This is a genomic window from Pseudoxanthomonas sp., assembly GCF_027498035.1.
Classification (GTDB): domain Bacteria; phylum Pseudomonadota; class Gammaproteobacteria; order Xanthomonadales; family Xanthomonadaceae; genus Pseudoxanthomonas_A.
This window is the reverse complement of record NZ_CP114978.1, coordinates 60,317-84,910: the sequence shown is the minus strand read 5'-3', so window position 1 is coordinate 84,910 and position 24,594 is coordinate 60,317. Positions and strand designations below refer to the sequence as shown.

The 24,594-nt window shown below is 66.7% G+C and carries 23 protein-coding genes, 1 tRNA gene and 1 pseudogene; 11 read left to right on the top strand and 14 right to left on the bottom strand.

All coding sequences use genetic code 11. The features are described 5' to 3' along the window. Window positions 1-56: 56 nt before the first annotated feature. From metG to rnfB, 3 genes are all read left to right on the top strand, one after another. Window positions 57-2,126, top strand: a complete 2,070-nt coding sequence (gene metG, locus O8I58_RS00410; protein WP_298319740.1) for a methionine--tRNA ligase — start codon at window positions 57-59, stop codon at window positions 2,124-2,126. 83 nt (window positions 2,127-2,209) lie between these two features. Then, complete coding sequence (locus O8I58_RS00405) at window positions 2,210-2,800, top strand: HAD family hydrolase (RefSeq protein WP_298319738.1); 591 nt, start codon at window positions 2,210-2,212, stop codon at window positions 2,798-2,800. 37 nt (window positions 2,801-2,837) lie between these two features. Then, complete coding sequence (gene rnfB / locus O8I58_RS00400; protein ID WP_298319737.1) at window positions 2,838-3,257, top strand: Rnf electron transport complex subunit RnfB; 420 nt, start codon at window positions 2,838-2,840, stop codon at window positions 3,255-3,257. Window positions 3,258-3,275: 18 nt separating this feature from the next. Here rnfB and O8I58_RS00395 read toward each other — a convergent pair whose 3' ends face one another. The 6 genes and pseudogenes from O8I58_RS00395 to O8I58_RS00370 all read right to left on the bottom strand — a co-directional run bounded on the left by O8I58_RS00395 (window position 3,276) and on the right by O8I58_RS00370 (window position 10,604). Then, window positions 3,276-4,199, bottom strand: a complete 924-nt coding sequence (locus tag O8I58_RS00395; RefSeq protein ID WP_298319734.1) for a TraB/GumN family protein — start codon at window positions 4,197-4,199, stop codon at window positions 3,276-3,278. 18 nt (window positions 4,200-4,217) lie between these two features. Then, window positions 4,218-5,157, bottom strand: a pseudogene (locus O8I58_RS00390) (DUF1684 domain-containing protein). After that, window positions 5,157-6,989: a DNA mismatch repair endonuclease MutL gene (gene mutL, locus O8I58_RS00385; RefSeq protein ID WP_298319733.1), complete on the bottom strand. Its 1,833-nt coding sequence runs from the start codon at window positions 6,987-6,989 to the stop codon at window positions 5,157-5,159. The pseudogene O8I58_RS00390 and the gene mutL overlap by 1 nt, the downstream one beginning before the upstream one ends. A gap of 67 nt (window positions 6,990-7,056) precedes the next feature. Further along, window positions 7,057-8,520 (bottom strand): N-acetylmuramoyl-L-alanine amidase, encoded by a 1,464-nt coding sequence (locus O8I58_RS00380; RefSeq protein ID WP_298319731.1) that lies wholly within the window; start codon window positions 8,518-8,520, stop codon window positions 7,057-7,059. A gap of 147 nt (window positions 8,521-8,667) precedes the next feature. Then, complete coding sequence (gene tsaE / locus O8I58_RS00375) at window positions 8,668-9,126, bottom strand: tRNA (adenosine(37)-N6)-threonylcarbamoyltransferase complex ATPase subunit type 1 TsaE (protein WP_298319729.1); 459 nt, start codon at window positions 9,124-9,126, stop codon at window positions 8,668-8,670. Beyond that, the gene (locus tag O8I58_RS00370; RefSeq protein ID WP_298319728.1) at window positions 9,123-10,604 is read right to left on the bottom strand and encodes an NAD(P)H-hydrate dehydratase; all 1,482 of its coding nucleotides are present in this window, start codon (window positions 10,602-10,604) and stop codon (window positions 9,123-9,125) included. The genes tsaE and O8I58_RS00370 overlap by 4 nt, the downstream gene beginning before the upstream one ends. Window positions 10,605-10,629: 25 nt before the next feature. Between O8I58_RS00370 and queG the strand changes: the two genes are divergently transcribed. Next, on the top strand, window positions 10,630-11,700 hold the full coding sequence (queG, locus tag O8I58_RS00365) for a tRNA epoxyqueuosine(34) reductase QueG (protein WP_298319727.1): 1,071 nt from the start codon (window positions 10,630-10,632) through the stop codon (window positions 11,698-11,700). A 158-nt stretch (window positions 11,701-11,858) separates the two neighbouring features. On the opposite strand, the gene pgi is transcribed toward queG, so the two are convergent. The 6 genes from pgi to pcnB all read right to left on the bottom strand — a co-directional run bounded on the left by pgi (window position 11,859) and on the right by pcnB (window position 17,442). Continuing rightward, on the bottom strand, window positions 11,859-13,361 hold the full coding sequence (gene pgi, locus O8I58_RS00360; RefSeq protein WP_298319725.1) for a glucose-6-phosphate isomerase: 1,503 nt from the start codon (window positions 13,359-13,361) through the stop codon (window positions 11,859-11,861). Further along, on the bottom strand, window positions 13,361-13,741 hold the full coding sequence (panD, locus tag O8I58_RS00355; protein WP_298319723.1) for an aspartate 1-decarboxylase: 381 nt from the start codon (window positions 13,739-13,741) through the stop codon (window positions 13,361-13,363). Before panD ends, pgi begins: the two co-directional genes overlap by 1 nt. A 77-nt stretch (window positions 13,742-13,818) precedes the next feature. Continuing rightward, the gene (gene panC, locus O8I58_RS00350) at window positions 13,819-14,661 is read right to left on the bottom strand and encodes a pantoate--beta-alanine ligase (RefSeq protein ID WP_298319721.1); all 843 of its coding nucleotides are present in this window, start codon (window positions 14,659-14,661) and stop codon (window positions 13,819-13,821) included. 44 nt (window positions 14,662-14,705) lie between these two features. After that, the gene (gene panB, locus O8I58_RS00345) at window positions 14,706-15,518 is read right to left on the bottom strand and encodes a 3-methyl-2-oxobutanoate hydroxymethyltransferase (RefSeq protein ID WP_298319720.1); all 813 of its coding nucleotides are present in this window, start codon (window positions 15,516-15,518) and stop codon (window positions 14,706-14,708) included. 17 nt (window positions 15,519-15,535) lie between these two features. Then, entirely contained in the window at window positions 15,536-16,027 is a 492-nt protein-coding gene (gene folK / locus O8I58_RS00340) for a 2-amino-4-hydroxy-6-hydroxymethyldihydropteridine diphosphokinase (protein ID WP_298319719.1), read from the bottom strand. After that, window positions 16,024-17,442 (bottom strand): polynucleotide adenylyltransferase PcnB, encoded by a 1,419-nt coding sequence (pcnB, locus tag O8I58_RS00335; RefSeq protein WP_345781334.1) that lies wholly within the window; start codon window positions 17,440-17,442, stop codon window positions 16,024-16,026. The genes folK and pcnB overlap by 4 nt, the downstream gene beginning before the upstream one ends. Window positions 17,443-17,455: 13 nt before the next feature. Between pcnB and O8I58_RS00330 the strand changes: the two genes are divergently transcribed. Then, window positions 17,456-17,530: transfer RNA gene (locus tag O8I58_RS00330), tRNA-Glu, on the top strand. 150 nt (window positions 17,531-17,680) lie between these two features. Next, complete coding sequence (gene fdxA, locus O8I58_RS00325) at window positions 17,681-18,004, top strand: ferredoxin FdxA (protein ID WP_298319718.1); 324 nt, start codon at window positions 17,681-17,683, stop codon at window positions 18,002-18,004. A 100-nt stretch (window positions 18,005-18,104) separates the two neighbouring features. On the opposite strand, the gene O8I58_RS00320 is transcribed toward fdxA, so the two are convergent. After that, window positions 18,105-18,575: a hypothetical protein gene (locus O8I58_RS00320; RefSeq protein WP_298322597.1), complete on the bottom strand. Its 471-nt coding sequence runs from the start codon at window positions 18,573-18,575 to the stop codon at window positions 18,105-18,107. Window positions 18,576-18,659: 84 nt separating this feature from the next. Next, the gene (dapA, locus tag O8I58_RS00315) at window positions 18,660-19,568 is read right to left on the bottom strand and encodes a 4-hydroxy-tetrahydrodipicolinate synthase (protein WP_298319715.1); all 909 of its coding nucleotides are present in this window, start codon (window positions 19,566-19,568) and stop codon (window positions 18,660-18,662) included. Window positions 19,569-19,702: 134 nt separating this feature from the next. Between dapA and O8I58_RS00310 the strand changes: the two genes are divergently transcribed. From O8I58_RS00310 to O8I58_RS00290, 5 genes are all read left to right on the top strand, one after another. Next, on the top strand, window positions 19,703-20,278 hold the full coding sequence (locus O8I58_RS00310) for a glycine cleavage system transcriptional repressor (protein ID WP_298319713.1): 576 nt from the start codon (window positions 19,703-19,705) through the stop codon (window positions 20,276-20,278). Between the two features lie 2 nt (window positions 20,279-20,280). Then, on the top strand, window positions 20,281-20,766 hold the full coding sequence (locus O8I58_RS00305; RefSeq protein ID WP_298319711.1) for a peroxiredoxin: 486 nt from the start codon (window positions 20,281-20,283) through the stop codon (window positions 20,764-20,766). 82 nt (window positions 20,767-20,848) lie between these two features. After that, the gene (locus O8I58_RS00300; protein ID WP_298319709.1) at window positions 20,849-22,252 is read left to right on the top strand and encodes a PhoH family protein; all 1,404 of its coding nucleotides are present in this window, start codon (window positions 20,849-20,851) and stop codon (window positions 22,250-22,252) included. A 78-nt stretch (window positions 22,253-22,330) separates the two neighbouring features. Beyond that, window positions 22,331-23,182, top strand: a complete 852-nt coding sequence (locus O8I58_RS00295) for an alpha/beta hydrolase family protein (RefSeq protein WP_298319706.1) — start codon at window positions 22,331-22,333, stop codon at window positions 23,180-23,182. Between the two features lie 111 nt (window positions 23,183-23,293). After that, window positions 23,294-24,577, top strand: coding sequence for a nucleotide sugar dehydrogenase (locus O8I58_RS00290; RefSeq protein WP_298319705.1), 1,284 nt, complete (start codon window positions 23,294-23,296; stop codon window positions 24,575-24,577). Window positions 24,578-24,594 lie beyond the last annotated feature (17 nt).

The window sequence follows — 24,594 nt, the reverse complement described above, 5'->3', positions numbered from 1 at the left end:
TCCAGGGCCTGCGGCGCACCCATGCGATAATCGGCGACCCCAGCCGTTTGACCGCCATGACCCGCACCGCACTCGTCAGTACCGCCCTGCCCTACGCCAATGGGCCCCTGCACCTCGGCCACCTGGTCGGCTACATCCAGGCCGATGTCTGGGTCCGCGCCCGCCGCCTGCGTGGCGACAAGACGTTCTTCGTCTGCGCCGACGACACCCATGGCACGCCGATCATGCTGGCCGCAGAAAAGGCCGGGGTCACCCCGGAAACCTTCATCGCCAACATCCAGGCCAGCCACGAGCGCGATTTCGCCGCCTTCGGCGTGGCCTTCGACAACTACGATTCGACCAATGGCGACACCAACCGCGAACTGACCGAAGCGTTCTACGCCAAGCTGGAACAGGCCGGCCATATCAGCCGCCGCAGCGTGGCCCAGTTCTACGACACGGCCAAGGGCATGTTCCTGCCGGACCGCTACATCAAGGGCACCTGCCCCAACTGCGGCACGGCCGACCAGTACGGCGACAACTGCGAGAACTGCGGTGCGACCTATGCCCCGACCGAACTGATCGAGCCGCGCTCGGTGTTGTCCGGCGTGGCGCCGGAAATCCGCGATTCGGAACACTTCTTCTTCGAAGTCGGCCACTTCGACGGCTTCCTGCGCGAGTGGCTGGCCGGCGATGTCGCCCGCCCGGGCGTCAAGGCCAAGCTGATGGAATGGTTGGATGCCGAAGGCGGCCTGCGCGCGTGGGACATCTCGCGCGATGCGCCGTATTTCGGCTTCCAGATCCCCGGCCAGCCCGGTAAGTATTTCTATGTGTGGCTGGACGCGCCGATCGGCTACCTGTCCAGCTTCAAGAACCTGTGCGCGCGCATCGGCGAGGACTTCGCGCCGCACCTGGCCGCGGGCACCGATACCGAACTGCACCACTTCATCGGCAAGGACATCGTGAACTTCCACGGCCTGTTCTGGCCCGCGGTGCTGCACGGCACCGGCCATCGTGCACCGACGCGCCTGCACGTCAACGGCTACCTGATGGTCGACGGCGCGAAGATGTCCAAGTCGCGCGGGACCTTCGTCATGGCCCGCACCTACCTGGATGTGGGCCTGGAGCCGGAGGCGCTGCGCTATTACTTCGCAGCCAAGTCTTCAGGCGGCGTCGACGACCTTGACCTGAACCTGGGTGACTTCGTCGCGCGCGTCAACGCGGACCTGGTCGGCAAGTTCGTCAACCTGGCCAGCCGTTGCGCCGGCTTCATCGGCAAGCGCTTCGACGGAAAACTGGCCGACACCTTGCCCGATGCAGCGCAGTACGCGCGCTTTGTCGAAGCACTGGTGCCGATCCGCGAAGCCTACGAACGCAACGATGCCGCCGCGGCCATCCGCCAGACCATGGCGCTGGCCGACGAGGCCAACAAATACATCGACGAACACAAGCCGTGGGTCATCGCCAAGCAGGAAGGAAGCGATGCGCAGCTGCAGGCGGTGTGCACACAAGGCCTGAACCTGTTCCGCGTGCTGGCCGCCGCGCTCAAGCCGGTCCTGCCGCGCACCAGCGCCGAAGCCGAGGCTTTCCTGTCCGCCCCCGTGCAGACCTGGGGCGACCTGGATGCACCGCTGACCGCGCACGTCATCCAGCCCTACACCGCGCTGTTCACCCGGATCGACCCGAAACTGATCGACGCCATGACCGACGCTTCCAAGGACACACTGGCGCCAACCGCGGCCGCACCGGTCGCGGCCAAGCCGCAGGACAAGAAGAAGGATGCCGCGCCGGCACCTGCTGCAGCCGAAGGATCCGCCTTCATCGGCATGGATGACTTCGCCAAGCTCGACCTGCGCATCGGCAAGGTGCTGGTGTGCGAGTTCGTCGAAGGCTCGGACAAGTTGCTGCGCTTCGAACTGGACGCGGGCGATCTTGGCAAGCGCCAGATCTTCTCCGGCATCCGCGGCAGCTATGGCGAGCCGGACAAGCTGGTCGGCCGCAGCGTGGTGTTCATCGCCAACCTCGCGCCGCGCAAGATGCGCTTCGGCGTGAGCGAAGGGATGATCCTGTCGGCCGGTTTCGATGGCGGCGCACTCGCCCTGCTCGATGCCGATGACACCGCCCAACCCGGCATGCCGGTGCGCTGAGTCGCATAAGCAGCGCATACGACGGCGCCAGCGCAGCCCCCCTGCGACTGGCGCCGTTTTCTTTCCTGCCACGGAAGCGACGCATGCAGCTGGCCCTGTTCGATTTCGACCACACCATCACCCATACCGATACCTATTCGGGGTTCCTGCGGCGCGTCGCAACTCCGGCACAGCGCAGCAGTGCCTGGCGCACGCTGGGTCCGTGGCTGGCCGCGTATCGCATGGGACTGGTGTCCGCACCCAGCATCCGTGCGCGTGTCACGCACAAGGTCTTCGGTGGGCGCCACCTGGATGAAATCACCGCGCAGGGCCAGCCGTATGCCAATGCCGTGCTGCCTTCGCTGGAACGGCCGGAGATGATGCAACGCATCGACTGGCACCAGTCGCAGGGGCACACCGTCGCGGTCGTGTCTGCGTCGCTGGACCTGTACCTGCAGCCGTGGTGCCAGGCGCGCGGCCTGGAATGGATCTGCAACCGGCTCGAACACCACGATGGCCTGCTGACCGGGCGTTACGCCGACGAAGACTGCGGCCCGCACAAGGCGCGGCTGATCCAGGCGCGCTACGATCTGCACGGCTTCGAACGCATCCACGCCTACGGCGACAGCCGCGAAGACCGACCGATGCTGGCATTGGCCCACGAGCGTTGGTTCTGCGGAAAGCGCATCCCCTGATTCACTGCACCACCCTGCCCAGCCAACGCCAAGCACCATGACCTCGCCCGCTCCATCACTGATCGAACGCCTCGACCGCCTGCTGCCGCAGACCCAGTGCGGGCAATGCGGCTTCGATGGCTGCCGCCCGTATGCCGAGGCGATGGCGCAGGGCGAGGCTGGCGTGGAGCGCTGCCCGCCCGGCGGCGATGCCGGCGCACGCGCATTGGCAAGCCTGCTCGGTACTGCCCCGCTGCCCTACGACCGTAGCCGCGGCGCGCACCTTGCACCGGAAGTCGCATTGATCGTCGAGGCCGATTGCATCGGCTGCACCAAATGCATCCAGGCCTGCCCCGTCGATGCCATCGTCGGTGGTGCCAAGTTCATGCACACCGTCCTGGCCGACCGCTGCACCGGCTGTGGGCTGTGCATCCCGCCATGCCCGGTGGACTGCATCGTGATGTTGCCCGCCGCCTGACACGCTCAGGCGAGTGCTTCATTCGCCTTGTTTGCAGGCATTGCACAACCGTTGCACGTCATAGCCTTTCGCCCGCAGCTTCTCGACCACACCATCGCTGCCGAGCAGATGCAGCGCGCCGACCACGACCAGGGTGTCGTCATCCCCCGGGCCACGCAGGCGGGCTTCCAGCTTGGGCAGCCAGGCGTCGTTGCGCTGGACGTTGATGCGCTGGTAGAGCGCGGGATATTCGCGCTTCATGTCGGCGGCCAGGCCGTCGCGCAGGGTAGCGACATCGCCAGCGCGCCAGGCCGCGTGCAGGCGTTCGGTTTCATTGGCGCCAGTGCTACCCGAATCATCCAGCGTCTCGGCCAGGTACTGCTCCTGTTCGGCTGGCGACATGCCATCGAGCATGTCGATCTGCTGCTGGCCACGTTCCAGTCCCGTGACCGGCTTGCCAGCCTGCCTGGCAAGATCGATGAAGTGCATGTCCAGGCCGAGCCGCGCGTCCAGCCCTTGCTTGGCCATTTCCTGCACGCTGATCGAGGTCGCCACCAGCCATGGCTCCAGGTGCTGCAGCGCGTCCAATGGCAGGTTGTTGGCCTGCGCGTAGTCCTGCAGCGACTTCCAGGTGGCCGGCTCGAGATGCTGCTGCAGGGAGTCGCCAGCGGGTAGCTGCGCCGCGGCCAGCATGGCCTGCCCCAGTGCTGGCGAGGTCAGTTCATCGGAGGAGAGTTCCAGCACCAGTTGCTCGGCGTCGGCGAAGGCCGCATCGACTTCCGGTGACAAGGGATAGTCCTGCGGCTTGAGCAGGTGGAACGAACCCAGCAGGTACAGCGCGTGCTGCCCATGCGTGACCTTCCACAGCAGCGGCACCGGTGGCGCCGACGCCGCGGGCACTGCAAAAGCAGGACACGCCACGGCCAACAGCAGGCCAAGCAACACACCACAGCGTTGGAACATGCGACAACCGCCCTTGAGTCAGTGAGAGCCCACCGGCCCGGTGTACATTTTTTCGCCAGCATCGACCAACAGATCCAGACGGTTTTCCGCTGGTGGCAAGGGGCAGGTGGCGAACTGCGTGAACACGCACGGCGGGTTGTAGGCGCGGTTGAAATCCAGCACGACCTTGCCCGATGCATCCGGCAAGGCCGCATCAAGGAAGCGACCCGGCGGAATAGGACCCGTGGCCACTGGTGCGGTCGGCCATGACGAAGAACAGGCCGCCGTCGTCGCCCTCCATAGCGGTCAAGCGATACGGCTTGCCGTCATGCTGGAACTCGACCACGCCCGGACTGGGCGCAGCGATCGTGTTGCCCACCATGTCCGTGAACGACAGCGTGCTGCCAGCGGGGCTGGCAATGAACCTGCCCTCGATCCGCCACGCCGGCGCTGGCTGCCAGTAATCCAGCTGGGTGAAGTTCACCCGCGCCGGCGCATTGGCACTCTTGAGACGCAGGCCGAAACGCGGGCCGCGGCGGATCAACGTCACCTGGTCTGCCGCGTCATCGAAACCGATCACGGTCGCCGGGCCATTTGGTGCATAGACCAATTCGACGCGGCGCGTGAGCGGCTGGCCGTCAGCAGTCATCGCCACGCCGCGCTCGGGGGTGAAGAACACCTTGTCGCCGTCGCGCTGCACCAGTCCCAGTTTGGGCGGGCCGACTTCCAGCTTGATGCCGCTGCCATCGCCACTGCCGATGTAGTGCGCCTTGAGTTCCAGCCAGTGCAGGCCAACCAGGCTGGTCCAGCCATCGGGCGCCAGCAACCCCTCGCGACGCTCGGTCTGCCAGATGGCGTTGTCGGCCAGGAACGTGACGTCCGACGTGATGCCCTTTTCCGCGGGTGGCGCAGCCTTGTCGCTGCAGCCCGCCAACGCCAGCATCACCGCTGCCAGCCACGCCCCTGTCGTGTGTCGCATCAACGCCCCCGTAGAAACCACTTGTCGATTTCGGCCAGGCCGAAGTGCGCCCAGGTCGGACGGCCATGATTGCATTGGCCGGAACGCTCGGTGATTTCCATGTCGCGCAGCAGCGCGTTCATCTCGGGCACCGTCAGCTTGCGATTGGCACGCACGGCGCCATGGCAGGCCATCGTGGACAGCAGCTCATCGCGCGCGGCCGACACACGCCGGGTCTGGCCGTGTTCGCGCAGGTCGGCCAGCACGTCGCGCAACAGCGCGCCGGGTTCGGCATGGGCCAGCAGCGCGGGCACGCTGCGCACGCTCAGGCTCTGTGGCCCGCTGCGGGTCACGTCGAACCCCAGCTCGGTCAGCGTGGCGCCTTCGCGCTCGGCCACGTCGGCTTCGCGTTCCGCCACGGCCAGAGTCATCGGCACCAGCAGCGGCTGTGCAGTCAGGCCGATGCCATCGTGCGCGGTCTTCAGGCGTTCGTAGCCGATGCGCTCGTGCGCGGCATGCATGTCCACCACGATCAGGCCCTGCGCGTTCTCGGCCAGGATGTAGATGCCATGCAGCTGGGCGATGGCATAGCCCAGCGGAGGCACGCCACCTTCGCCATCGTTGGCCGGCATCTGCAGCATTGCCGGTGCAGGTTCAGCCGAACGCATCGGCCCGCCGGAATACAGTGCGGCATACGCACTGGGCGCATCGGCCACGCGCAGGCCCAATGGCGACTGTTGTGAACCGGTCCACTGCAGGTGTGGCGGCATCACCGAGGGCGCGGCCATCCCGTAGGCGGCCTGCGCGAAAGGCGTCGACTGCGGCGGCGCTTCACTTTCCACGCCACCGGCGACCCCGGCACGCGTGCCGGCAAGCGCCTCCTGCAGCGTGCGATAGACGAAGTCATGGATCATCCGCGATTCGCGGAAGCGCACCTCGTGCTTGGCCGGGTGCACGTTGACGTCCACCCGCGACGGGTCCAGTTCCAGGAACAGCACATAGGCCGGCTGGCGGCCGTGGTACATCACGTCCTGGTAGGCCATCTTCACCGCATGGGCGATATTGCGGTCGCGCACCGAACGGCCGTTGACGTACACATACTGCTGGTCAGCGCTGGCGCGCGAATACGCCGGCTGCGCGATCCAGCCATGCAGGCGCAGGCCCGCACCGCTGTGCTCCACGCGCAGGGCATGCGCGGCGAACTCCTCGCCCAGGGTTTCATGCAGGCGCAGGGCCGGTTCGGTTTCGCCACCACCCTTGTAGCGGCGCGAGGCGCGGCCGTTGTGCGACACGCGCAGTTCGACGTCCGGGCGGGCCAGCGCCAGCGAGCGCAGCCATTCTTCGATATGGCTCAGCTCGGTGCGTTCGGCGCGCAGGAACTTGCGCCGCGCCGGCACGTTGTAGAACAGCTCGCGTACTTCCACCGTGGTGCCCTGCGCGTGCTGGCGTGGTGTCACCTCACCCACGCGGCCACCATCGACCTGCAACGTCGAACCATGTTCGTCATGCGCGCGGCGCGAACTCAAGGAAAAGCGGCTGACCGAGGCGATCGACGGCAGCGCTTCGCCGCGGAAACCCAGGGTCGCCACCGTTTCCAGGTCATCGAGCGAGGCGATCTTGCTGGTGGCATGGCGCGACACCGCCAGCGGCAGTTCTTCCGGGGCGATGCCGCCGCCGTCGTCGCGAATGCGGATCAGGCGGATGCCGCCCTCCTCCAAATCGATATCCACGCGCAGGGCACCGGCGTCCAGCGCATTTTCGACCAGCTCCTTGACCACGGATGCAGGACGTTCGACCACTTCGCCGGCGGCGATCTGGTTGATGAGGGTGTCGGGGAGTTGGCGGATCGGCACTGGGCGTAACGCGCGCGATGCGCGGTGTGGAAAACCAACCCGGATGATAGCCGACCCGTCGGTCCGCTTACGGCGCGCCGCCGCCGCGTTGGCCATCACTGGCGGCTGCTGCGCGCGCGGCGAACAGCGTACCCGGCGGCGGCTGACGGGTGAAGTAGGTTTCCACGCCCTCCAGCACCGCACTGGCGATCCCGCGCTGGAACTTGGGATCGGTCAGCTGCTTTTCTTCGGTGTAGTTGGAGATGAACGCGGTTTCCACCAGCATCGCCGGCATGTCCGAGGTACGCAGCACCGCGAAGTTGGCTTTTTCAAGGCTCGCCTTGTGCGAATTGCCGACCTGCTTGAGACCCGCCAGCACGTGGCCGGCAGCGTCTTCGGAAGCACGCATGTGGCCGCTCTGGGCCAGGTCGATCAGCACCGAGGACAGCGTGCTGTCCCCGGTCTGCAGCTTGTAGCCGCCGACCAGGTCCGACGAGTTTTCCTTGTCGGCCAGCCAGCGCGCGCGCTGCGAGGTCGCGCCCTTGAGCGAGAGCACGTACACCGACGAGCCGCTGGCGCTGCGGTTTTCCGCGGCGTCGGCATGGATCGAGATGAACATGTCGGCATGTGCCGCACGCGCCTTCACCGCCCGCTGGTTGAGTGGGATGAAGTAATCACCGTCGCGGGTCAGGTAGGACTTCAGGCCGGGGGTGGCGTCGATCTGCCTGGCCAGTTCGCGGGCGATGGCCAGGGTGACGTTCTTTTCGTACTTGCCGGTCGGGCCAATCGCACCCGAATCCTGGCCGCCGTGGCCGGCATCGATGGCGATCACCAGCGGCCGCATGCCGGCGCGCATCGCCAGCCTGGGTTGCGGCAGGACCGCGGCCGGGGCATCGGCAACCGTGGGCTTGGGTTCGACCGGTGCCGGACGGCCCGTGGCTATCGTCGTCCGGGGCGCGTCGGCTTGGGGAACGGAAGCCGCCTGCACGCTGGCACCGGGCACCGGCTGGCCCGCCAGGATGGCCGCAGGCGACAGCTCACCCGGCGTGGCCACCGCAGCCACGGGCTGTGAAGGCGCCGGCGCGGGCGGAACCGCGCTTGCCTGGCGAACGGCATCGGCAGTGAGCGCCGAAGTGGCCTGTGCGGCCGACACCGTCGGCACGGACGGCTTCGGCACGCTGGCGGCAACCGTCTGGCCGTCGCCCGGCCACTCGATCACCAGCCGCGACTGCGTGCCGCTGCCTTCCATGCGCGGGGTCATCGCCTTGACCGACGAGGCCAGGTCGAACACCACCCGGAACGTGCCCGGCACCGGCTGGCCGATGCGCACCGCGGTGACCACGCCCGTGGCGGCCGGCAGCTTGAGCTGCTTCAGCGCCGAGGAATCGGGAAGGTCGACGACCAGGCGGTCGGGACCGGCCAGGGAAATGGTCTTGAACTTGCCAGAACCCAGCAGCGCGATTTCAGCGCGGGTGCCGGTGGCGCCGTTGACCAGGTTGATACCACTGACTTCACCGGCAAACGCCGGCGACAGAGCGCCCTGGAGCAGCATGGCGCCCCCCAAAACGATTGCAGCAGCGGATTTCCCCATTGGCATGGATCGGATTCAAGCATTAACGATCTGCCAATGCAACCCGTTTTTCCCTTAATAATCCGTGACCTGCCGGAACTTCCTCTGGCGGATAGGGAGGAGAGACCCCTAACTGGCCCTGTGTGCCAGCCGCTCCAGCCAGCCACGACCGGCACTCGACCCCGCTTCCAGCCGGACGCTGCGCCCGTCGCCATCGATGGCCAGGTAGATTTCCAGATCCGGCGGCGGCAGGCCGCTGCGGCCCTTTTCCGGCCATTCGATCAGCCACAGCGTAGCCACGGCTTCGTCCAGACCCAGGAAATCCAGCTCGCTGGCATCGCCCAGCCGGTACAGGTCCAGGTGCCAGGCTTCGCCGCCCTCGACCGGGTAGCGCTCGACCAGGGTGTAGGTGGGGCTGCGGATCGCACCGGTCACGCCCAGCCCGCGCAGCAGGGCACGGGCGAGGGTTGATTTCCCCGCGCCCAGGTCGCCATGCAGATGCACGGACGCCAGTGGCGGCCGGGTCTTGGCCAGTGCGGCGCCAAGCTGTGCGGTGTCTTCGGCGGTCGCCAGGTGCAGCTGCATCAATGAGGTTCCGGGTTGGCCAACGGTTGCAGATGATCGAACAGATCGGTGGCCAGCAGTCCACGCTGACCACGCCGGGCGGCTGCGTCGCCGGCCATGCTGTGCAGCAGCGCACCGGCGCTGGCGGCTTCGAAGGCAGGCAAGCCCTGTGCACGCAGCGCGGCGATCACGCCGGTCAGCACATCGCCCATGCCGCCAGTGGCCATGCCGGGATTGCCCGCACCGATCACGCGCGGAATCTGGCCCTCGCTGGCGACCAGCGTGCCGGCGCCCTTCAAGACCACCGTAGCTTGCAACTGGTGACAGAGTTCGGCGGTCGCGCCGAAGCGGTCGGCCTGGACGTTGGCCGTCGAGCGACCAAGCAGGCGCGCAGCCTCACCTGGGTGCGGGGTCACGATGGCATCGCGCAGGGTGCGCGGCGCAGTGGCGATCAGGTTGAGCGCGTCGGCATCGAGCACCAGCGGCTTGCCGGCCTCCAGTGCCAAGCGCAGCAGCGCCCTACCCCAGTCGCCCTGGCCCAGGCCGGGACCGATGGCGATCACGTCCGCGGCATCAAGCAGTGGCTGCAGATCGCTGCCGGACTCAACCGCGTGGGTCATCGCTTCAGGCCGGCGAGCCAGCAGCGGAACGACATGTGCCTTGCGCGTGGCCACGCTGACCAACCCGGCACCGCTGCGCAACGCGGCTTCGGCCGCCATTGCGATGGCGCCACCGTGACCGAGATCGCCGCCGATGACCAATACGCGCCCGCTCTCGCCCTTGTGCGTATCGCGGCGGCGCGGACGCAGCCAGTGCGACAGCGTTGCAGGTTCCAGCAGCTGCGCCTTGGGTGCGCTCATCTGCAACAGATCGGCCGGGACGCCCAGCGCATCCAGCAACAGTTCACCCGCATGCTCCAGGCCAGCACCGGTATGCAGGCCATGGTGGCGGACGATGAACTGCAGCGTCGCCTGCGCGCGCGCCGCCGTACCCGGTGCTGCGGCCAGCGATGCATCGATGCCACTGGGCACGTCCAGCGCGAATACCGGCGCGGGCTGCGCATTGATGGCTTCGATCAACTCGCGCGCCTCACCTTCCGGTGCGCGTGCCAGGCCGATGCCAAACAGCGCATCCACCACCACATCCGCCAATGGGAACTGCGCGGGAAACAATGCAATCCGTCCGCCGGCGGCTACGTATTCGGTGCAGGCGCGCTGGGACAGCCCGGTCCGCGGCGTGTGGTCCTGCAGATGCAGCACCACCACCTCGCGGCGCGCCTGCAACGCCGCCAGCGCCAGCACATAGCCATCACCACCATTGTTGCCCGGCCCACAGATCACGGTAATGCGCTGCGCCTGCGGCCAGCGGTCCCGCAGCACCTGCCACGCGGCGCGACCGGCACGCTGCATGAGTTCGAAGGCACCACCAGCCAGGCGTGCGCTGGCCTGCTCGTCCAGGGCACGCGCCGCGGCACTGCCATGCAAGGGAATCAAAGCCGTCATGGCGCGCGATTCTATACTTGCGCGCATGAGTGCTTCATCTGCCGCCGCTCCCGATCCCCACGCCCTGGCGGCGCGCATCCGCGTGCTGTCGCGCGAGCTGGGGTTCCAGCGCTGCGGCATCGCCGGAATCGAACTGGGCCAGGACGAAGACCACCTGCGCAGCTGGCTGGCCGAAGGCCTGTATGGATCGATGGACTGGATGGCCCGCCACGGCGACATGCGCGCGCGCCCAGCCGAGCTGATCCCCGGCACGCTGCGGGTGATCTCGGTGGGCCTGGACTACGGCCGCAACGATAGCGACGACGCCTGGACCACGCTGGCCAACGGCGAACGTGCCTACGTGGCGCGTTATGCGCTGGGCCGCGATTACCACAAGCTCATGCGCAACCGCCTGCAGAAACTGGCCATGCGCCTGCAGGAGGAAGTCGGTCCGATCGGTCACCGCGTGTTCGTCGATTCGGCACCGGTGCTGGAACGCGCCCTGGCCCGCAATGCCGGGCTGGGCTGGATCGGCAAGCACACCTGCCTGATCGACAAAGACGGCGGCTCGTGGTTTTTCCTGGGCGAGATCTACGTCGACATTCCCCTGCCGGTGGATGCGCCGGCCAGCGCGCATTGCGGCACCTGCGTGCGCTGCATCGACGTGTGCCCCACACAGGCGATCATCGCCCCGCATCGGCTGGATGCGCGCCGCTGCATTTCGTACCTGACCATCGAACACGACGGTGCGATCCCCATCGAGCTGCGCAAGCCGATCGGCAACCGCATCTTCGGTTGCGACGACTGCCAGCTGGTCTGCCCCTGGAACAAGTTCGCCAAGCGCAATGACGAACCGGATTTCCGCGCCCGCAACGACCTGGATAGCGCCACGCTGCCGCAGCTGTTCGCCTGGGAAGAAGACGAATTCCTGCGTCGCACCGAAGGCTCGGCGATCCGCCGCAGCGGCCACGAGCGCTGGCTGCGCAACATCGCCGTGGCGCTAGGCAACGCGCCGAGTTCACCGGCCGTGATGGAGGCACTGGCCAGCCGCCGCGAACACGCTTCGCCCCTGGTGCGTGAACACGTCGGCTGGGCGCTGGCGCAGCACGAGGCCTGACGATTCGTCAGGCGCAAGCTCACCTGTAGAGCGGCGCTTGTGGCAATCCCATCTTGGGGACTCCGCTGCTCTTCGGACAGGGCGTATTTAAAGCCCCAGCGGAGCAAGCTCCGCCCTACGTAATAACAACAGTGGCGCGAACCAAACGTCCTGCGATTTCAGCGCGTGCGGATCTGTTCCAGCAACGCCTTGGTCACCGGATCGTCGGCTTCAGCTTCGCCCTTGAGCGCAGGCAGCAGGCCGCTGGCCAGCTGCTTGCCCAGCTCCACGCCGAACTGATCAAAGGCATTGATGCCCCAGGCCAGCGACTGCGCGTAGACGCTGTGCTCGTACATGGCGATCAGCGCGCCCAGCGACTGCGGGGTGAGCGCGTCGAGCAGGATCATCGTGCTCGGGCGGCCACCGGCGTAACTGCGATGCGGGTCGTCGCTGGACTGGCCATTGGCCAATGCTTCCGACTGCGCCAGCAGGTTGGACATCAGCGCGACGTGGTTCTCGGCATATGGATCGTCATTGTGGATGGTGCCGACGAAATCCAGCGGCACGATCTGCGTGCCCTGGTGCAGCGCCTGGAAGAAGCTGTGCTGCACGTCGGTGCCCGCCCCGCCCCACCACACCGGCACGGTGTCCACGTCCACCGGCGTGCCGTCGATGCGCGTGGACTTGCCCAGGCTTTCCATCACCAGTTGCTGCAGGTAATTGGGCAGCAGCGCCAGGCGCTGGTCGTAGGTCATCACGCCGTGCGCGGCATGGCCCAGCACGTTGCGGTTCCACACTGCGGTCAGCGCGTGGCGGATGGCCAGGTTGGATTCGGCCGGGGTTTCCAGCACGTGCTGGTCCATCAACGCGGCGCCATCGAGCAGCGCCTCGAACTGCTGGAAGCCGATCGCCAGCGCGATCGGGAAACCGACCGCCGACCACAGCGAATAACGCCCGCCGACCCAGTCCCACATCGGCAGCACGCGCTCGCTGGGAATATCGAACGCCTTGGCGGCACGATCGGGATTGGCGCTGACTGCGTACAGGCGCGCGCTGCCACCCAGCCAGTCGGCCAGGATCTTGCCGTTGAGCAGGGTTTCCTGGGTGCCGAAGGTCTTGGAAATCAGGATCGCGGCGGTGGTCGCAGGATTCAGGCCGGCCAGCGTTCGCTGCGCAGCGGCACCGTCGACGTTGGAGATGAAATGCACGCGCAGCTTCGGGGCGACCGGACGCAGTGCGTCGGCCACGTGGCGCGGTCCCAGGTCCGAGCCACCGATGCCGACGCTGACGATGTCGGTGACCTCGCTGGCTTCCAGCGCGGCGACCAGCCTGCCCATGTGTGCGCGCACGCTGGCCGCCTCTGCGTAGGCGTCCTGCGCGACCTTCGCGCCGGTCAGATTGCCGCGCAGCGCGGTGTGCAGCGCGGCGCGGCCTTCGGTCGGGTTGACGATCTCGCCGGTGAACAGCCGCTGGTAAGCCGCCTTCAGATCCAGGTCACTGGCCAGTGCATGCAACGCGGCCAGTGCGTCGCGGTCATAGCCCTGGCGCGCGAAACTGGCGTACAGCGGCCCGACGCGCAGCGCGAAGTCCGATGCGCGTGCAGGATCCTGTTCCAACAGCGCCGGGGCGCGGGTACCGCGCAGGCGCGCGGCATGGGACTGCAACGCATCGAACTTGGACATCAGGCCGCCTGCTTTGGGATGGACTCGTTGGTGTGGGTAATGCGGTTCTGCCCGTCCACGTACACCAGGGTGGGCTTGAACAGATCGGCTTCGGCTTCGCTCATGGAGGCGAACGCCGCGATGATGATGATGTCGCCAACCTGTACATGGCGGGCCGCGCCGCCGTTGAGCGAGATGATGCCGCTGCCTTCGTCGGCACGCAGGGCATAAGTGCTGAAACGGGCGCCATTGGTGACGTCCCAGATGTGGACCTGCTCGAACTCGCGGATGCCGGTGGCTTCCAGCAGGTTGCCATCGATGGCGATGGACCCTTCGTAGTTCAGCTCGGAATGGGTGACGGTGGCGCGGTGGATCTTGGTCTTGAGCAGGCTCAGTTGCATCGTCGTATCGGACTGCGGAAACAGGCCGGCGAGTCTAGCAGCGCAGGCCGCAAGCGGTGGTGCAACCACCGCGCGTTTCAGAATTCCAGATTGTCGATCAGGCGCGTACGCCCCAGGCGTGCGGCGATCAGCGCGACCTTGGAACCTGTATCACCAGCCGGCGGCTCGGACAGGTCCAGGCCACGCACCACGGTGTAATCCACCTCGTAGCCGGCGGTGGTCAGGCGTGCCCGCGCGGTGCGCTCCACTGCTTCACGCGGGGTACCCGCCAGCATCGCATCGCGCATTTCCTGCAGCGTGCGGCGGATCTCGGCGGCCCTGGGCCGCTCATCAGCGCTCAGGTATTGATTGCGCGAACTCATCGCCAGGCCATCGGCCTCGCGCACGATGCTGCCGCCCAGGATTTCCATCGGGAAGGCCAGGTCAGTGACCATCTGCCGGATCACGGCCAGCTGCTGGAAATCCTTCTTGCCGAAGGCCGCCACGTCCGGCGCCACCTGGTTGAACAGGCGGCTGACCACCGTGCACACGCCATCGAAATGGCCTGGACGGCATTCACCTTCCAGCACCGAACTCACGCCCGGCACGTGCACCTTGGCGGCCAGCTCGATCCCGAACGGATACATCGATTCGACCGTCGGCAGCCACAGCACGTCGCAACCGGCGCCTTCCAGGCCCGTCGTGTCGGCATCGGGCGTGCGCGGATAGCGGGTGTAGTCCTCGTTCGGCCCGAACTGGGTCGGATTGACGAACACGCTGGACACCACGCGATCGGCGTACTGCCGGGCCAGCATGATCAGCGAGTAATGCCCGGCGTGCAGGTTGCCCATCGTCGGCACGAAGCCCACGCGCAGGCCCTGCCGCTTCCAACCCGCCACGCGCGCGCGCAGGGCGTCCAGCTCGGTAATGGTTTCAATCATGGTGGCGCCCTTCCCGCGCGCATCGGTCACTGAAGCGAGCGCGTTCAATACGAATGCTCCGCGTCGGGGAAACTGCCGTCACGGACGGCCTCGGCATAGGTCCGTGCGGCACCGGCAACGGAGCCGCCTTCGGCCAGGAAATCCTTGACGAACTTGGGCCGGCGGTGGCCCATCTCCAGGCCCAGCAGGTCGTGCAGCACCAGCACCTGGCCATCGCAGTCCGGGCCGGCGCCAATGCCGATGGTGGGAATGTCCACCGCGGCGGTGATCCGCGCGGCCAGCGCCGAGGGCACGCACTCCAGCACCAGCAGCGTCGCACCCGCCTTGGCCACGGCGATCGCATCGGCAACGAGCTTTTCAGCTGCGGCCTCTTCGCGACCCTGCACGCGGTAGCCGCCGAAGGACAGCACCGACTGCGGGGTCAAGCCCAGGTGCGAGCACACCGGGATGTCGCGTTCAGTCAGGAAGCGGATCACCTCGAGCTTGTGGCCGGCGCCTTCGATCTTGACCATCTCCGCCCCCACCTGCAGCAACTGGGTGGACGCGGCCAATGCACGTTCGCGCGTGGCGTCGGCCTGGAACGGCAGGTCGGCCACCAGCAGCGCACGCTCCAGCCCGCGGGCCACGATGCGCGTGTGGTAGACCATCGCCTCGACCGTCACCGGCAGGGTGGAATCGTGGCCCTGCACCACCATGCCCAGCGAGTCACCGATCAGGATCAGATCGATGCCGGCGGCATCCAGGGTCTTGGCGAAACCAAAGTCGTAGCAGGTCAACATGACCAGCTTGCGGCCGTCCTGCTTGGCTTGGCGCAGGGCGGGAACGGTCCAGGGCTTGCTGTCGGCGTGCGTGCTCATAGCCAATCATTATCCACTCATAACGCGCGGATGGCGTCATGCCCCACGCGGAATGCAGCTTCTCGCACCGTGCCATGGCCGGCGATGCGCAGTTCCGATGCCACGTCAGCCAGCGGCACCAGCGCAAAGGCGCGCTCGTGCAGGCGTGGGTGCGGCACCTGCAGGCCTGGCAGTTCGATCACCGCCTCGCCGTAAAGCAGCAGGTCCAGGTCCAGCGTCCGCGGCCCCCAGCGCTGCTCGCGGCTGCGGTCACGGCCGAACTGGCGCTCGATCTCCAGCAGCGCATCCAGTAATGCCAGCGCGTCCAGCGTAGTGTCCACGCGCGCGGCGGCATTGATGAAGTCCGGCTGTGCTTCCACGCCCCAGGCCGGCGTCACGTACAGGGGCGAAGTTGCCACCAGCGTGGTGTCCGGCAGCTTGCCGATGGCGTCGAACGCGGCACGCAGCGTGCCCGCCGCATCGCCCAGGTTCGCCCCCAGGCCGATGCAGGCGGTGACCGCCACGGTCATTCCCCGCTGGCGCCTGACGCGCCGCTGCGGCGGCGACGCCGGCGGCGACGCTTGGACGGCACCGCATCCTCATCGGTGTAGCTGTCACCCGGCACATCCACGCCCAGCGCTTCGGACAGCTCCTCGCTGGTCTGGGTCTGGGCCTGGGTCCAGAACGCGACATCGGCAGCATGATCGGGCGAGGCCGACTGGCGCAGCACCAGGAAATCGAACGCGGCGCGGAAACGCGGGTGGGTCAGCAGGCGCGTCACGCGCTTGCGCTGGCGCTGCGAGAAGCGCGACTGCAGCAGCCAGATTTCCTGCATCGGCAGCGAGAACCGGCGCGGCAAGGCAATCGTGGTCAGCTGGTGCACGGTGACCCGGTCGGCGGCGCGGCGCGCAGCTTCTTCCGGATGGGTGCCCTGCGCCTGCAGCCCGATCAGCGCCTTGCAGTAGGCCGGCCACAGCAGCAACGCGAACAGGAACGCAGGCGAGACGGGTTCGTCATTGGCCACGCGCCGGTCTGTCCCAGCCAGGCCTTCCAGCACCATCCGGCGCAGGGCGCCGCTGCGGTTGGATTTGAGCGCGGCGGCACTTTCCGGCAGCAGCACGGTCAGCAGGCCAGTGCGCTCCAGGCCCTCGAAGCTGGCCACCGCATTGCCGGACAGGAACAGCTTCAGCACTTCTTCGAACAGGCGCGCTGGCGCAGCCTCGGCCAGCAGCGGCGCCAGCACCGGGATCGGCTCGGCCGACGGGCCATCGATGGTGAAACCGAGCTTGGCCGCCAGGCGCACGGCGCGCAGCATGCGCACCGGATCTTCGCGATAACGCTGCTCGGGATCGCCAATCAGCTTCATGCGCCGGGCCTGCACGTCCTCGAAGCCACCGCAGTAGTCGCGCACCGAGAAATCCTCGATCGCGTAATACAGCGCGTTGGCGGTGAAGTCGCGGCGGATCGCGTCGTCTTCGATCGTGCCGTAGACGTTGTCGCGCAGCAGGCGGCCATCTTCGTGTGTCTCGCGGTCGCCGCTGCCGTCGTCGCTATTGGCGCGGAAGGTGGCGACTTCGATGATCTCGCGGCCGAACACGACATGCGCCAGGCGGAACCGGCGGCCGATCAGGCGGCAGTTGCGGAACTGCTGCTTGACCTGTTCGGGCGTGGCGTCGGTGGCCACGTCGAAATCCTTAGGATGCTGGCCGACCAGCAGGTCGCGCACGGCGCCACCCACCAGATAGGCCGAGAAGCCGGCGTCTCGCAGGCGGTACAGCACGCGCAAGGCGTTGGGACTGATATCCCGGCGCGAGATCGTATGGTCTGCGCGGGGAATGACGATGGGCTGGAGTTCGGCGGTGATGATTGCGGCTTCCGTTGGTTTTTGAGCGGCCGACCCGATTGCCGGGGGGCCAAGCTGCCGATATACTAACCAGCTAAGCAGTCGTGGCCCAAACGCTCCCTTCGTCTAACGGTTAGGACGTGGCCCTCTCAAGGCTAAAATAGGGATTCGAATTCCCTAGGGAGCACCACCACTTCCTGCTTGGAACTGATCAGACCCGGCCAGCGCCGGGTCTTTTCGTTTGCGGCGCCTTTGCTGGCAACCGTGCCCGGCCAGGGACCGCCCCGGGCGCTTCCTATAGAATGCGCAGTCCCCTTGTCCGCAACACCGGAAGACCGCCATGCCCTTCGTCGTCACCGAGGCCTGCATCAAGTGCAAATACACCGACTGCGTCGAGGTGTGCCCGGTGGACTGCTTCCATGAAGGCCCGAACTTCCTGGTGATCGACCCGGACGAGTGCATTGACTGCACCCTGTGCGAGCCGGAGTGCCCGATCAACGCGATCTACCCGGAAGACGACGTACCAGCCGGCCAGGAAGCCTACGTGGCGCTCAACGCCGAACTGGCCAAGGCCTGGCCAGTGATCACCGTGCGCAAGGACCCACTTCCCGATGCGGCCGACTGGGAAGGCAAGACCGACAAGCTGCCGCTGCTGCAGCGCTGAGGCCCTCCCCCGATTCGGCGCTGGGCGCCGGGCCAGCAGTGACACCCAAAGAAAAAGGCGCCGATGGCGCCTTTTTCGTTCCTGCAGACCGCCCGGGCGATCAGGTCCCGCCGAGCTTGTTCTTCAGCTCGGCCATCAGGCGCGTGGATTCCGGGCCATTGGCCGGCACGCCGCGCGGATCGACCGCCGACACGTAGGTGCCCGAGGCGATTTCCGACACGCGGACCAGGAAGCTCACGCCCTGGTAGGACACGTCGTAGCTGCCCAGCAACTGCGCGCTGCTGGCGATGGTCAGGCCATCGACGCCGCCCAGGGCCACGCCGAGCTTGGTGAACACTTCGTCACGCTTGCCGGCGACGTTGAAGCCCGACGTGTTGGACGCCGGCGCGGCCTGCTGGCCAGCGCCTGCGGCACCACCGGTGGCCACGGCCGGCACCTGCATGGCACCGGCGGTGCTGGGCACGTTCAGATCCGGCGGGACTTCCAGCGGACGGGCCTGCGCTTCCAGCGCGTAGTCGCCCTTGGGCCCCTTGTGGAACCACTTGCAGCCAGACAGGCCGACGATGGACATCGCCAGCACAACCGGCACAACGACACGCGAAACACGGGAAAAACGCATTGGATGAATCTCCATTCTCAATTTGGACCATTGAAATCAGGCCGCGAGTGGTTCGCGGCTGGATTGTTCTTCGAGTATTGCAAGCTGCGCTGCCAGGCGGTCGGCGAGTTCAGCATGCACCTGCGACAGCGGCAACAGCGGCAGGCGCAAGCCCTGGCCGAAACCCAGGCGCTGCAGCAGCGCCTTGACCGGGATCGGATTGGGCTCGATACCGAAAAAAGTATAGAACTCGGCGAGCTGGGCGTCCCATTCGGTCGCCAGCGCCGCCTTGCCGGTGCGCGAAAGATCGCACAGACGGCGGAACGCCACCGGCATGGCGTTGGAACCGACCGAAATCATGCCATCGGCGCCGAGCAGCATGGCGCGGCTGGCGGTGCCATCATCACCGCTGAGCACGGCAAACCCGTCGCGACGCAGCGCCAGCAGCGCGGTCATGCGCTCGGGCTCGCTGCGCGCCTCCTTGATGCCAACAATGCCAGGGTGGTCGACCAACGCAGCCACGGTGTCGGGCAGCAGGTCGCACCCGGTGCGGACCGGCACGTTATAGAGCACCACCGGCAAGCCACCCTCGTCGGCGACGGCGCGAAAATGCGCGATCAGCCCAGCCTGGGTGGCGCGCACGTACGGCGGCGTCACCACCAGGGCGAACTGCGCACCGGCCGAAGCAGCCAGGCGGGTCTGTTCGATGGTCTTGGCCGTGTTCATCTGGCCGGTCCCGGCCAGGACCGGTACCGCACCACCGACACAGCGGACGGCCTCGCCAATCAGGCCGCGGTACTCGTCGTCCGATAGCGCAGCGGCTTCACCGGTGGAGCCAGCCACCACCAAGCCCTGGATGCCACCGCGCAACTGCTGTTTGAGCAGGTCGTGCCAGGCATCCAGGTCAAGGGCGCCACTGCCGGAAAACGGCGTGGCCAAAGCGGTGATGCAGCCGGAAAGAGACAAACGAGGCCTGTAAGGGGTGATACGCGCGGAATGCCGCGCACGGGCAGCGATGTTACTTGCGGCGCGAAAGCGCGGGCAAGTATGCTGGCCGCGCACCACAGGCCCCGTCCCGGGCGCCATTCAGACTCGCTGTAATGCCGGAAGCCCCTTTGACCGACTCCACGCCCCGGCCCTCGCCGAACGAAAACCACCTCCTGATCAACGCCTATACGACGCATCCGGAGTCGCCGTTGCTGGGGGTGACGCGTCGGATCGCCGATTCGGGCTGCAATCTGGTCGATGCGCGCCTGTCCACGGTCGGCCGCGACGTGTCGGTGACGGCGTTGGCCACCGGTTCCTGGGACGCGGTGGCCAAGCTGGAAGCCATGCTGACCCGGCTGGAGCGCGAAGAAGGGCTGAAACTGATCTGGTACCGCACCGGTGCCAAGGTCGTGCAATCCAACCTGCTGCCCTACATCGTCGAAGTGGTGGCCGCCGACAAGCCGGGCATCCTGTTCCAGCTGTCCGATTTCTTCGACCGCCAGGGCATCACCATCGAAAACCTGCAGTCCACGCGCTACCGCGCGATGCAGACCGGTGCGGAGATGTTCTCGGCCCAGGTCACCATCGGCATCCCGGCCGACATGCATATCGCCGCACTGCGCGACGACTTCCTCGAATTCTGCGACCATCTGAACCTGGACGCGATCATGGACCCGATGAAGTTCTGACGATGACGGCAACCACCGCCAAAGCGCTTCCGAAGTCCACCCTGAAACTGCCGCTGTCCCTGTCCGGCGGCACCTCCACGACCCTCGCCGAACAAGCCGGCCATTGGCTGGTGCTGTACTTCTATCCGAAGGACAGCACGCCCGGCTGCACCACCGAAGGCATCGACTTCAACGCGCTGCTACCGGAATTTGCCGCGCTTGATGCGCAGGTGCTGGGCGTCTCGCGCGATTCGGTCAAGTCGCACGACAACTTCTGCGCCAAGCAGGGATTCAACTTCCCGCTGATCAGCGATGCCGACGAAGCGCTGTGCAAGGCCTTCGACGTGATCAAGGAAAAGAACATGTACGGGCGCCAGGTGCTGGGCATCGAACGCAGCACCTTCCTGATCTCGCCTGATTCGCGCATCGCGTCCGAATGGCGCAAGGTCAAGGTCGCCGGCCACGCCCAGGCCGTGCTCGACACGCTCAAGGCCGCACGCTCCCAGTGACACCTCACGTTTGCCTTTACCTCCACTGCCCCGCTGATGCGGGCGCGGTGGCCTGCTGCTGTCCGCCCACCAGGAAATGCCGATGACCCGAAGCAAGCGCATCTACGTGCTGGACACCAACGTGCTGATGCACGACCCGACCGCGCTGTTCAAGTTCGAAGAGCACGACGTGTTCCTGCCCATGCAGGTGATCGAGGAACTGGACAATGCCAAGAAGGGCATGTCCGAAGTCAGTCGCAACGCACGCCAGGTCAGCCGCTTCCTCAACGAACTGATCGTCGGCGCCGATGCGGAACGTATTTCGCTGGGCATCACCCTTCTCCACCCCAAGGGCCTGAACCTCAAGCAGCCCGGCCAGATCGGCCAGCTGCATTTCCAGCTCAAGCCGGTCGATCCGGGCCGCACCTTCGGTGCGATCGCACCGGACAACAAGATCCTGGCCGCGGTCCTGCAACTGCACGAGGAACACCCCGGCACGCCGGTGATCCTGGTGTCCAAGGACATCAACCTGCGGATCAAGGCCTCGATCAGCGGCATCGTCGCCGAGGACTACGAGAACGACCGGGCGCTGGACGATTTCAGCCTGCTCTACACCGGCGCCACGCCGCTGCCGGAAGACTTCTGGCACCGCCATCAGGGCGACCTGAAGTCCTGGAACGACAAGAGCGGCCGCACCAGCTATGAAGTGGCCATGGCCGACGAAGAGGACTGGCATCCCAACCAGTACCTGTACCTGCCCGGCGAGGACGAAGTCGAGCTGCGCGTGGCCAAGGTCAATGCCGACGGCAAGGCCACGCTGACCCTGGTCGATGACTTCCGTAGTGGCCAGCACGCGGTATGGGGCATCAGCGCGCGCAACCGCGAGCAGAACTTCGCGCTCAACGCGCTGATGGACCCGGAGATTGATTTCGTCAGCCTGCTCGGCACTGCCGGCACCGGCAAGACCCTGCTGGCGCTGGCCGCCGGCCTGGCCCAGACCATGGACCAGCAGCGCTATCGCGAGATCATCATGACCCGCGCCACGGTCAGCGTCGGCGAGGACATCGGCTTCCTGCCCGGCACCGAGGAAGAAAAGATGACGCCTTGGATGGGTGCATTGACCGACAACCTGGAAGTGCTCACCCACAACCAGGAAGGCGGCACCTGGGGCCGCCAGGCGACCAACGACCTGCTGGCCAGCCGCATCAAGATCCGCTCGATGAACTTCATGCGCGGACGTACGTTCCTGTCGCGCTACCTGATCCTGGACGAGGCGCAGAACCTCACGCCCAAGCAGATGAAGACCCTGATCACCCGCGCAGGCCCCGGCACCAAGATCGTGTGCCTGGGCAACGTGGAGCAGATCGACACGCCATACCTGACCGAGACGACCTCGGGCCTGACCTACGCGGTGGATCGCTTCAAGGGCTGGGCGCACAGCGCGCACATCACCCTACGCCGCGGCGAGCGTTCGCGCCTGGCCGATTACGCTTCTGAAGTGCTGTGACCCCGCGCGCGGGCCTGCCAGCGCAGGCACAGGCAAGCCCGCGTGGCGGCGCCATCCACGTGGCCCGTTTTGATCGCCATGACTAGTCCGGCCGAAGTGGGCGAACTCCAGCTGCAGGCCACGGACGGCCATGCCTGGACACTGCTGCACCGCATTCCCGAACGCCCGCGCGCCAGCCTGCTGTGGCTGCCCGCGCTGGGCGTGGCGGCACGCCATTACCTGCCTTTCGCCGAAGCCCTGCAGACGCTCGGCATCGCCGTGTTCCTGCATGAGGCCCGCGGCCATGGCAGCAGCAGCTGGCGTGCATCGCGCAGCTGCAACTGGGGCTATCGCGAGCTGCTGGAACTGGACCTGCCGGTCAGCCTGCAGGCCATGCAGCGCGCGCTGGAAGTCCCGCATCGCATCGTCGGCGGGCACAGCCTGGGCGGTCAGCTCGCCGCCTGTCTCGCCGCGCTCGCGCCTTCACAGCTGAATGCGCTTTGGCTGGTCGCCAGTGGCACGCCGGACTGGCGCCGCTTCCCCGCGCCACGCGGCCTGCTGCTGCCGCTGGCGTACCGTTTCATGGGTTGGCTGGCCCGGCGCAATGGCACCCTACCCGGCCGTCGCATCGGGTTTGGTGGCAACGAAGCGCGCGGACTGATCAACGACTGGTCACGTGTGGGCCTGAGTGGGCGCTATGCGGGCCAGGGAATGAGAACCGACCTGGAGCAGGCACTGTCACAGCTGTCGCTACCAGTGAACAGCGTCGTACTCACCCAGGACTGGTTCGCACCAACCACGTCACTGGCGGGCCTGACCGACAAGTTCGCGGTGACGACCGAACCAGCCACGCTCCTCGACTCGGACACCCTGGGCGCCAAGGCCGATCATTTCGCCTGGATGCAACGCCCGCAGCGCGTGGCCGAGGCACTGGCGGCGCGGCTGCGCTGACGGGAAGCGCAACCCAACGTCCCGCGTCGTCGCCGCGGATCGATGGCAATGCGATGCTATTGCGCTGGCCCACCCGGCCAGCCGCTACCCATCGCAAGGAATCCGGATTCGATGTCGCAAGCAAATTCCAGCACACCCAGGATCGCCATCGTCGGCCTTGGCTATGTCGGGCTGCCCCTGGCGGTCGCGTTTGGTAGGACCCATGACACGATCGGTTTCGACATCAACCGGGAACGTGTCGGCGCGCTGCAGGCGCACCAGGATCACACCCTGGAAATGTCCGCTGACGAACTGGCAGCGGCGGCGCGGCTGACCTTCACCGACGAAGCCGCATTGCTCTCGGGCTGCGACGTTTTCATCGTCACCGTCCCGACCCCGGTCGATGACTACAAGCGTCCGGATCTGAGCGCGCTTGAAGCGGCCAGCCGTACCGTCGGGCGCGCCATCAAGCAAGGCGGCCTGGCGATCTTCGAATCCACCGTCTACCCGGGCGCGACCGAGGAATTCTGCATCCCGATCATCGAGGCCGAGTCGGGCCTGGTGTTCAACCGGGATTTCCACGCCGGCTACAGCCCCGAGCGCATCAATCCTGGTGACCGCGAGCACCGGCTGGAAACCATCGTCAAGGTGACCTCCGGCTCCACCCCGGAAGCCGCCGAACGCGTCGATGCGCTCTATCGCGGCATCGTGAAGGCCGGCACCCACTGCGCGCCCAGCATCCGCGTCGCCGAAGCCGCCAAGGTCATCGAAAACACCCAGCGCGACGTCAACATCGCCCTGGTCAACGAGCTGGCGCTGCTGTTCCATCGCCTGGGCATCGACACCGGCGATGTGCTGGAAGCAGCCGGCACCAAGTGGAACTTCCTGCGCTTCAAGCCCGGCCTGGTCGGCGGGCATTGCATCGGCGTCGATCCGTATTACCTGACCCACAAGGCCCAGCAGGTCGGCCATCACCCGGAAGTGATCCTGGCAGGCCGGCGCATCAACGACGGCATGGGCGCACATGTCGCCCAGCGCGCCATCAAGCTGATGGCCCGACGCGGCCAGCCGATCTCCGGCGCGCGTGTACTGATCCTGGGGCTGGCGTTCAAACAGGACTGCCCGGACCTGCGCAATACCAAGGTGGTCGATATCGTGCACGAGCTGCGCCAGTACAGCGTGCAGGTCGACGTCCACGATCCGTGGGTCAACGCCGACGAAGCCCGCCACGAATATGGACTGGCACTGGTTCAAACCCCTGAAGCAGGCCACTACGACGCCGTGATCCTTGCCGTGGCACACCGTCAGTTCATCGCGCTGGGCAGCGCCGGCATTCGCGCATTCGCAAAGCCACAGGCGGCCCTGTTCGACGTGCAGCGCGCCCTGCTCCGTCTCGATGTCGACGACCGCCTTTAAGGCGCGCAATTCCCCTT

Coding starts and splice junctions, on each gene's coding strand:
- panD (WP_298319723.1), bottom strand. CDS start 13,741: ATGCAACTGAGCCTGCTCAAGACCAAGATCCACCGCGCCACCGTCACC.
- fdxA (WP_298319718.1), top strand. CDS start 17,681: ATGCCCTTCGTCGTCACCGAGGCCTGCATCAAGTGCAAATACACCGAC.
- O8I58_RS00305 (WP_298319711.1), top strand. CDS start 20,281: ATGACGGCAACCACCGCCAAAGCGCTTCCGAAGTCCACCCTGAAACTG.
- folK (WP_298319719.1), bottom strand. CDS start 16,027: ATGACCGTGGCGGTCACCGCCTGCATCGGCCTGGGGGCGAACCTGGGC.
- rnfB (WP_298319737.1), top strand. CDS start 2,838: ATGACCTCGCCCGCTCCATCACTGATCGAACGCCTCGACCGCCTGCTG.
- pgi (WP_298319725.1), bottom strand. CDS start 13,361: ATGTCCAAGTTCGATGCGTTGCAGTCCCATGCCGCGCGCCTGCGCGGT.
- O8I58_RS00295 (WP_298319706.1), top strand. CDS start 22,331: ATGACTAGTCCGGCCGAAGTGGGCGAACTCCAGCTGCAGGCCACGGAC.
- O8I58_RS00310 (WP_298319713.1), top strand. CDS start 19,703: ATGCCGGAAGCCCCTTTGACCGACTCCACGCCCCGGCCCTCGCCGAAC.
- metG (WP_298319740.1), top strand. CDS start 57: ATGACCCGCACCGCACTCGTCAGTACCGCCCTGCCCTACGCCAATGGG.
- queG (WP_298319727.1), top strand. CDS start 10,630: ATGAGTGCTTCATCTGCCGCCGCTCCCGATCCCCACGCCCTGGCGGCG.
- O8I58_RS00320 (WP_298322597.1), bottom strand. CDS start 18,575: ATGTCCATCGTCGGCCTGTCTGGCTGCAAGTGGTTCCACAAGGGGCCC.
- O8I58_RS00290 (WP_298319705.1), top strand. CDS start 23,294: ATGTCGCAAGCAAATTCCAGCACACCCAGGATCGCCATCGTCGGCCTT.
- O8I58_RS00370 (WP_298319728.1), bottom strand. CDS start 10,604: ATGACGGCTTTGATTCCCTTGCATGGCAGTGCCGCGGCGCGTGCCCTG.
- O8I58_RS00405 (WP_298319738.1), top strand. CDS start 2,210: ATGCAGCTGGCCCTGTTCGATTTCGACCACACCATCACCCATACCGAT.
- panC (WP_298319721.1), bottom strand. CDS start 14,661: ATGATTGAAACCATTACCGAGCTGGACGCCCTGCGCGCGCGCGTGGCG.
- O8I58_RS00395 (WP_298319734.1), bottom strand. CDS start 4,199: ATGTTCCAACGCTGTGGTGTGTTGCTTGGCCTGCTGTTGGCCGTGGCG.
- panB (WP_298319720.1), bottom strand. CDS start 15,518: ATGAGCACGCACGCCGACAGCAAGCCCTGGACCGTTCCCGCCCTGCGC.
- O8I58_RS00380 (WP_298319731.1), bottom strand. CDS start 8,520: ATGCTGCTCCAGGGCGCTCTGTCGCCGGCGTTTGCCGGTGAAGTCAGT.
- O8I58_RS00300 (WP_298319709.1), top strand. CDS start 20,849: ATGACCCGAAGCAAGCGCATCTACGTGCTGGACACCAACGTGCTGATG.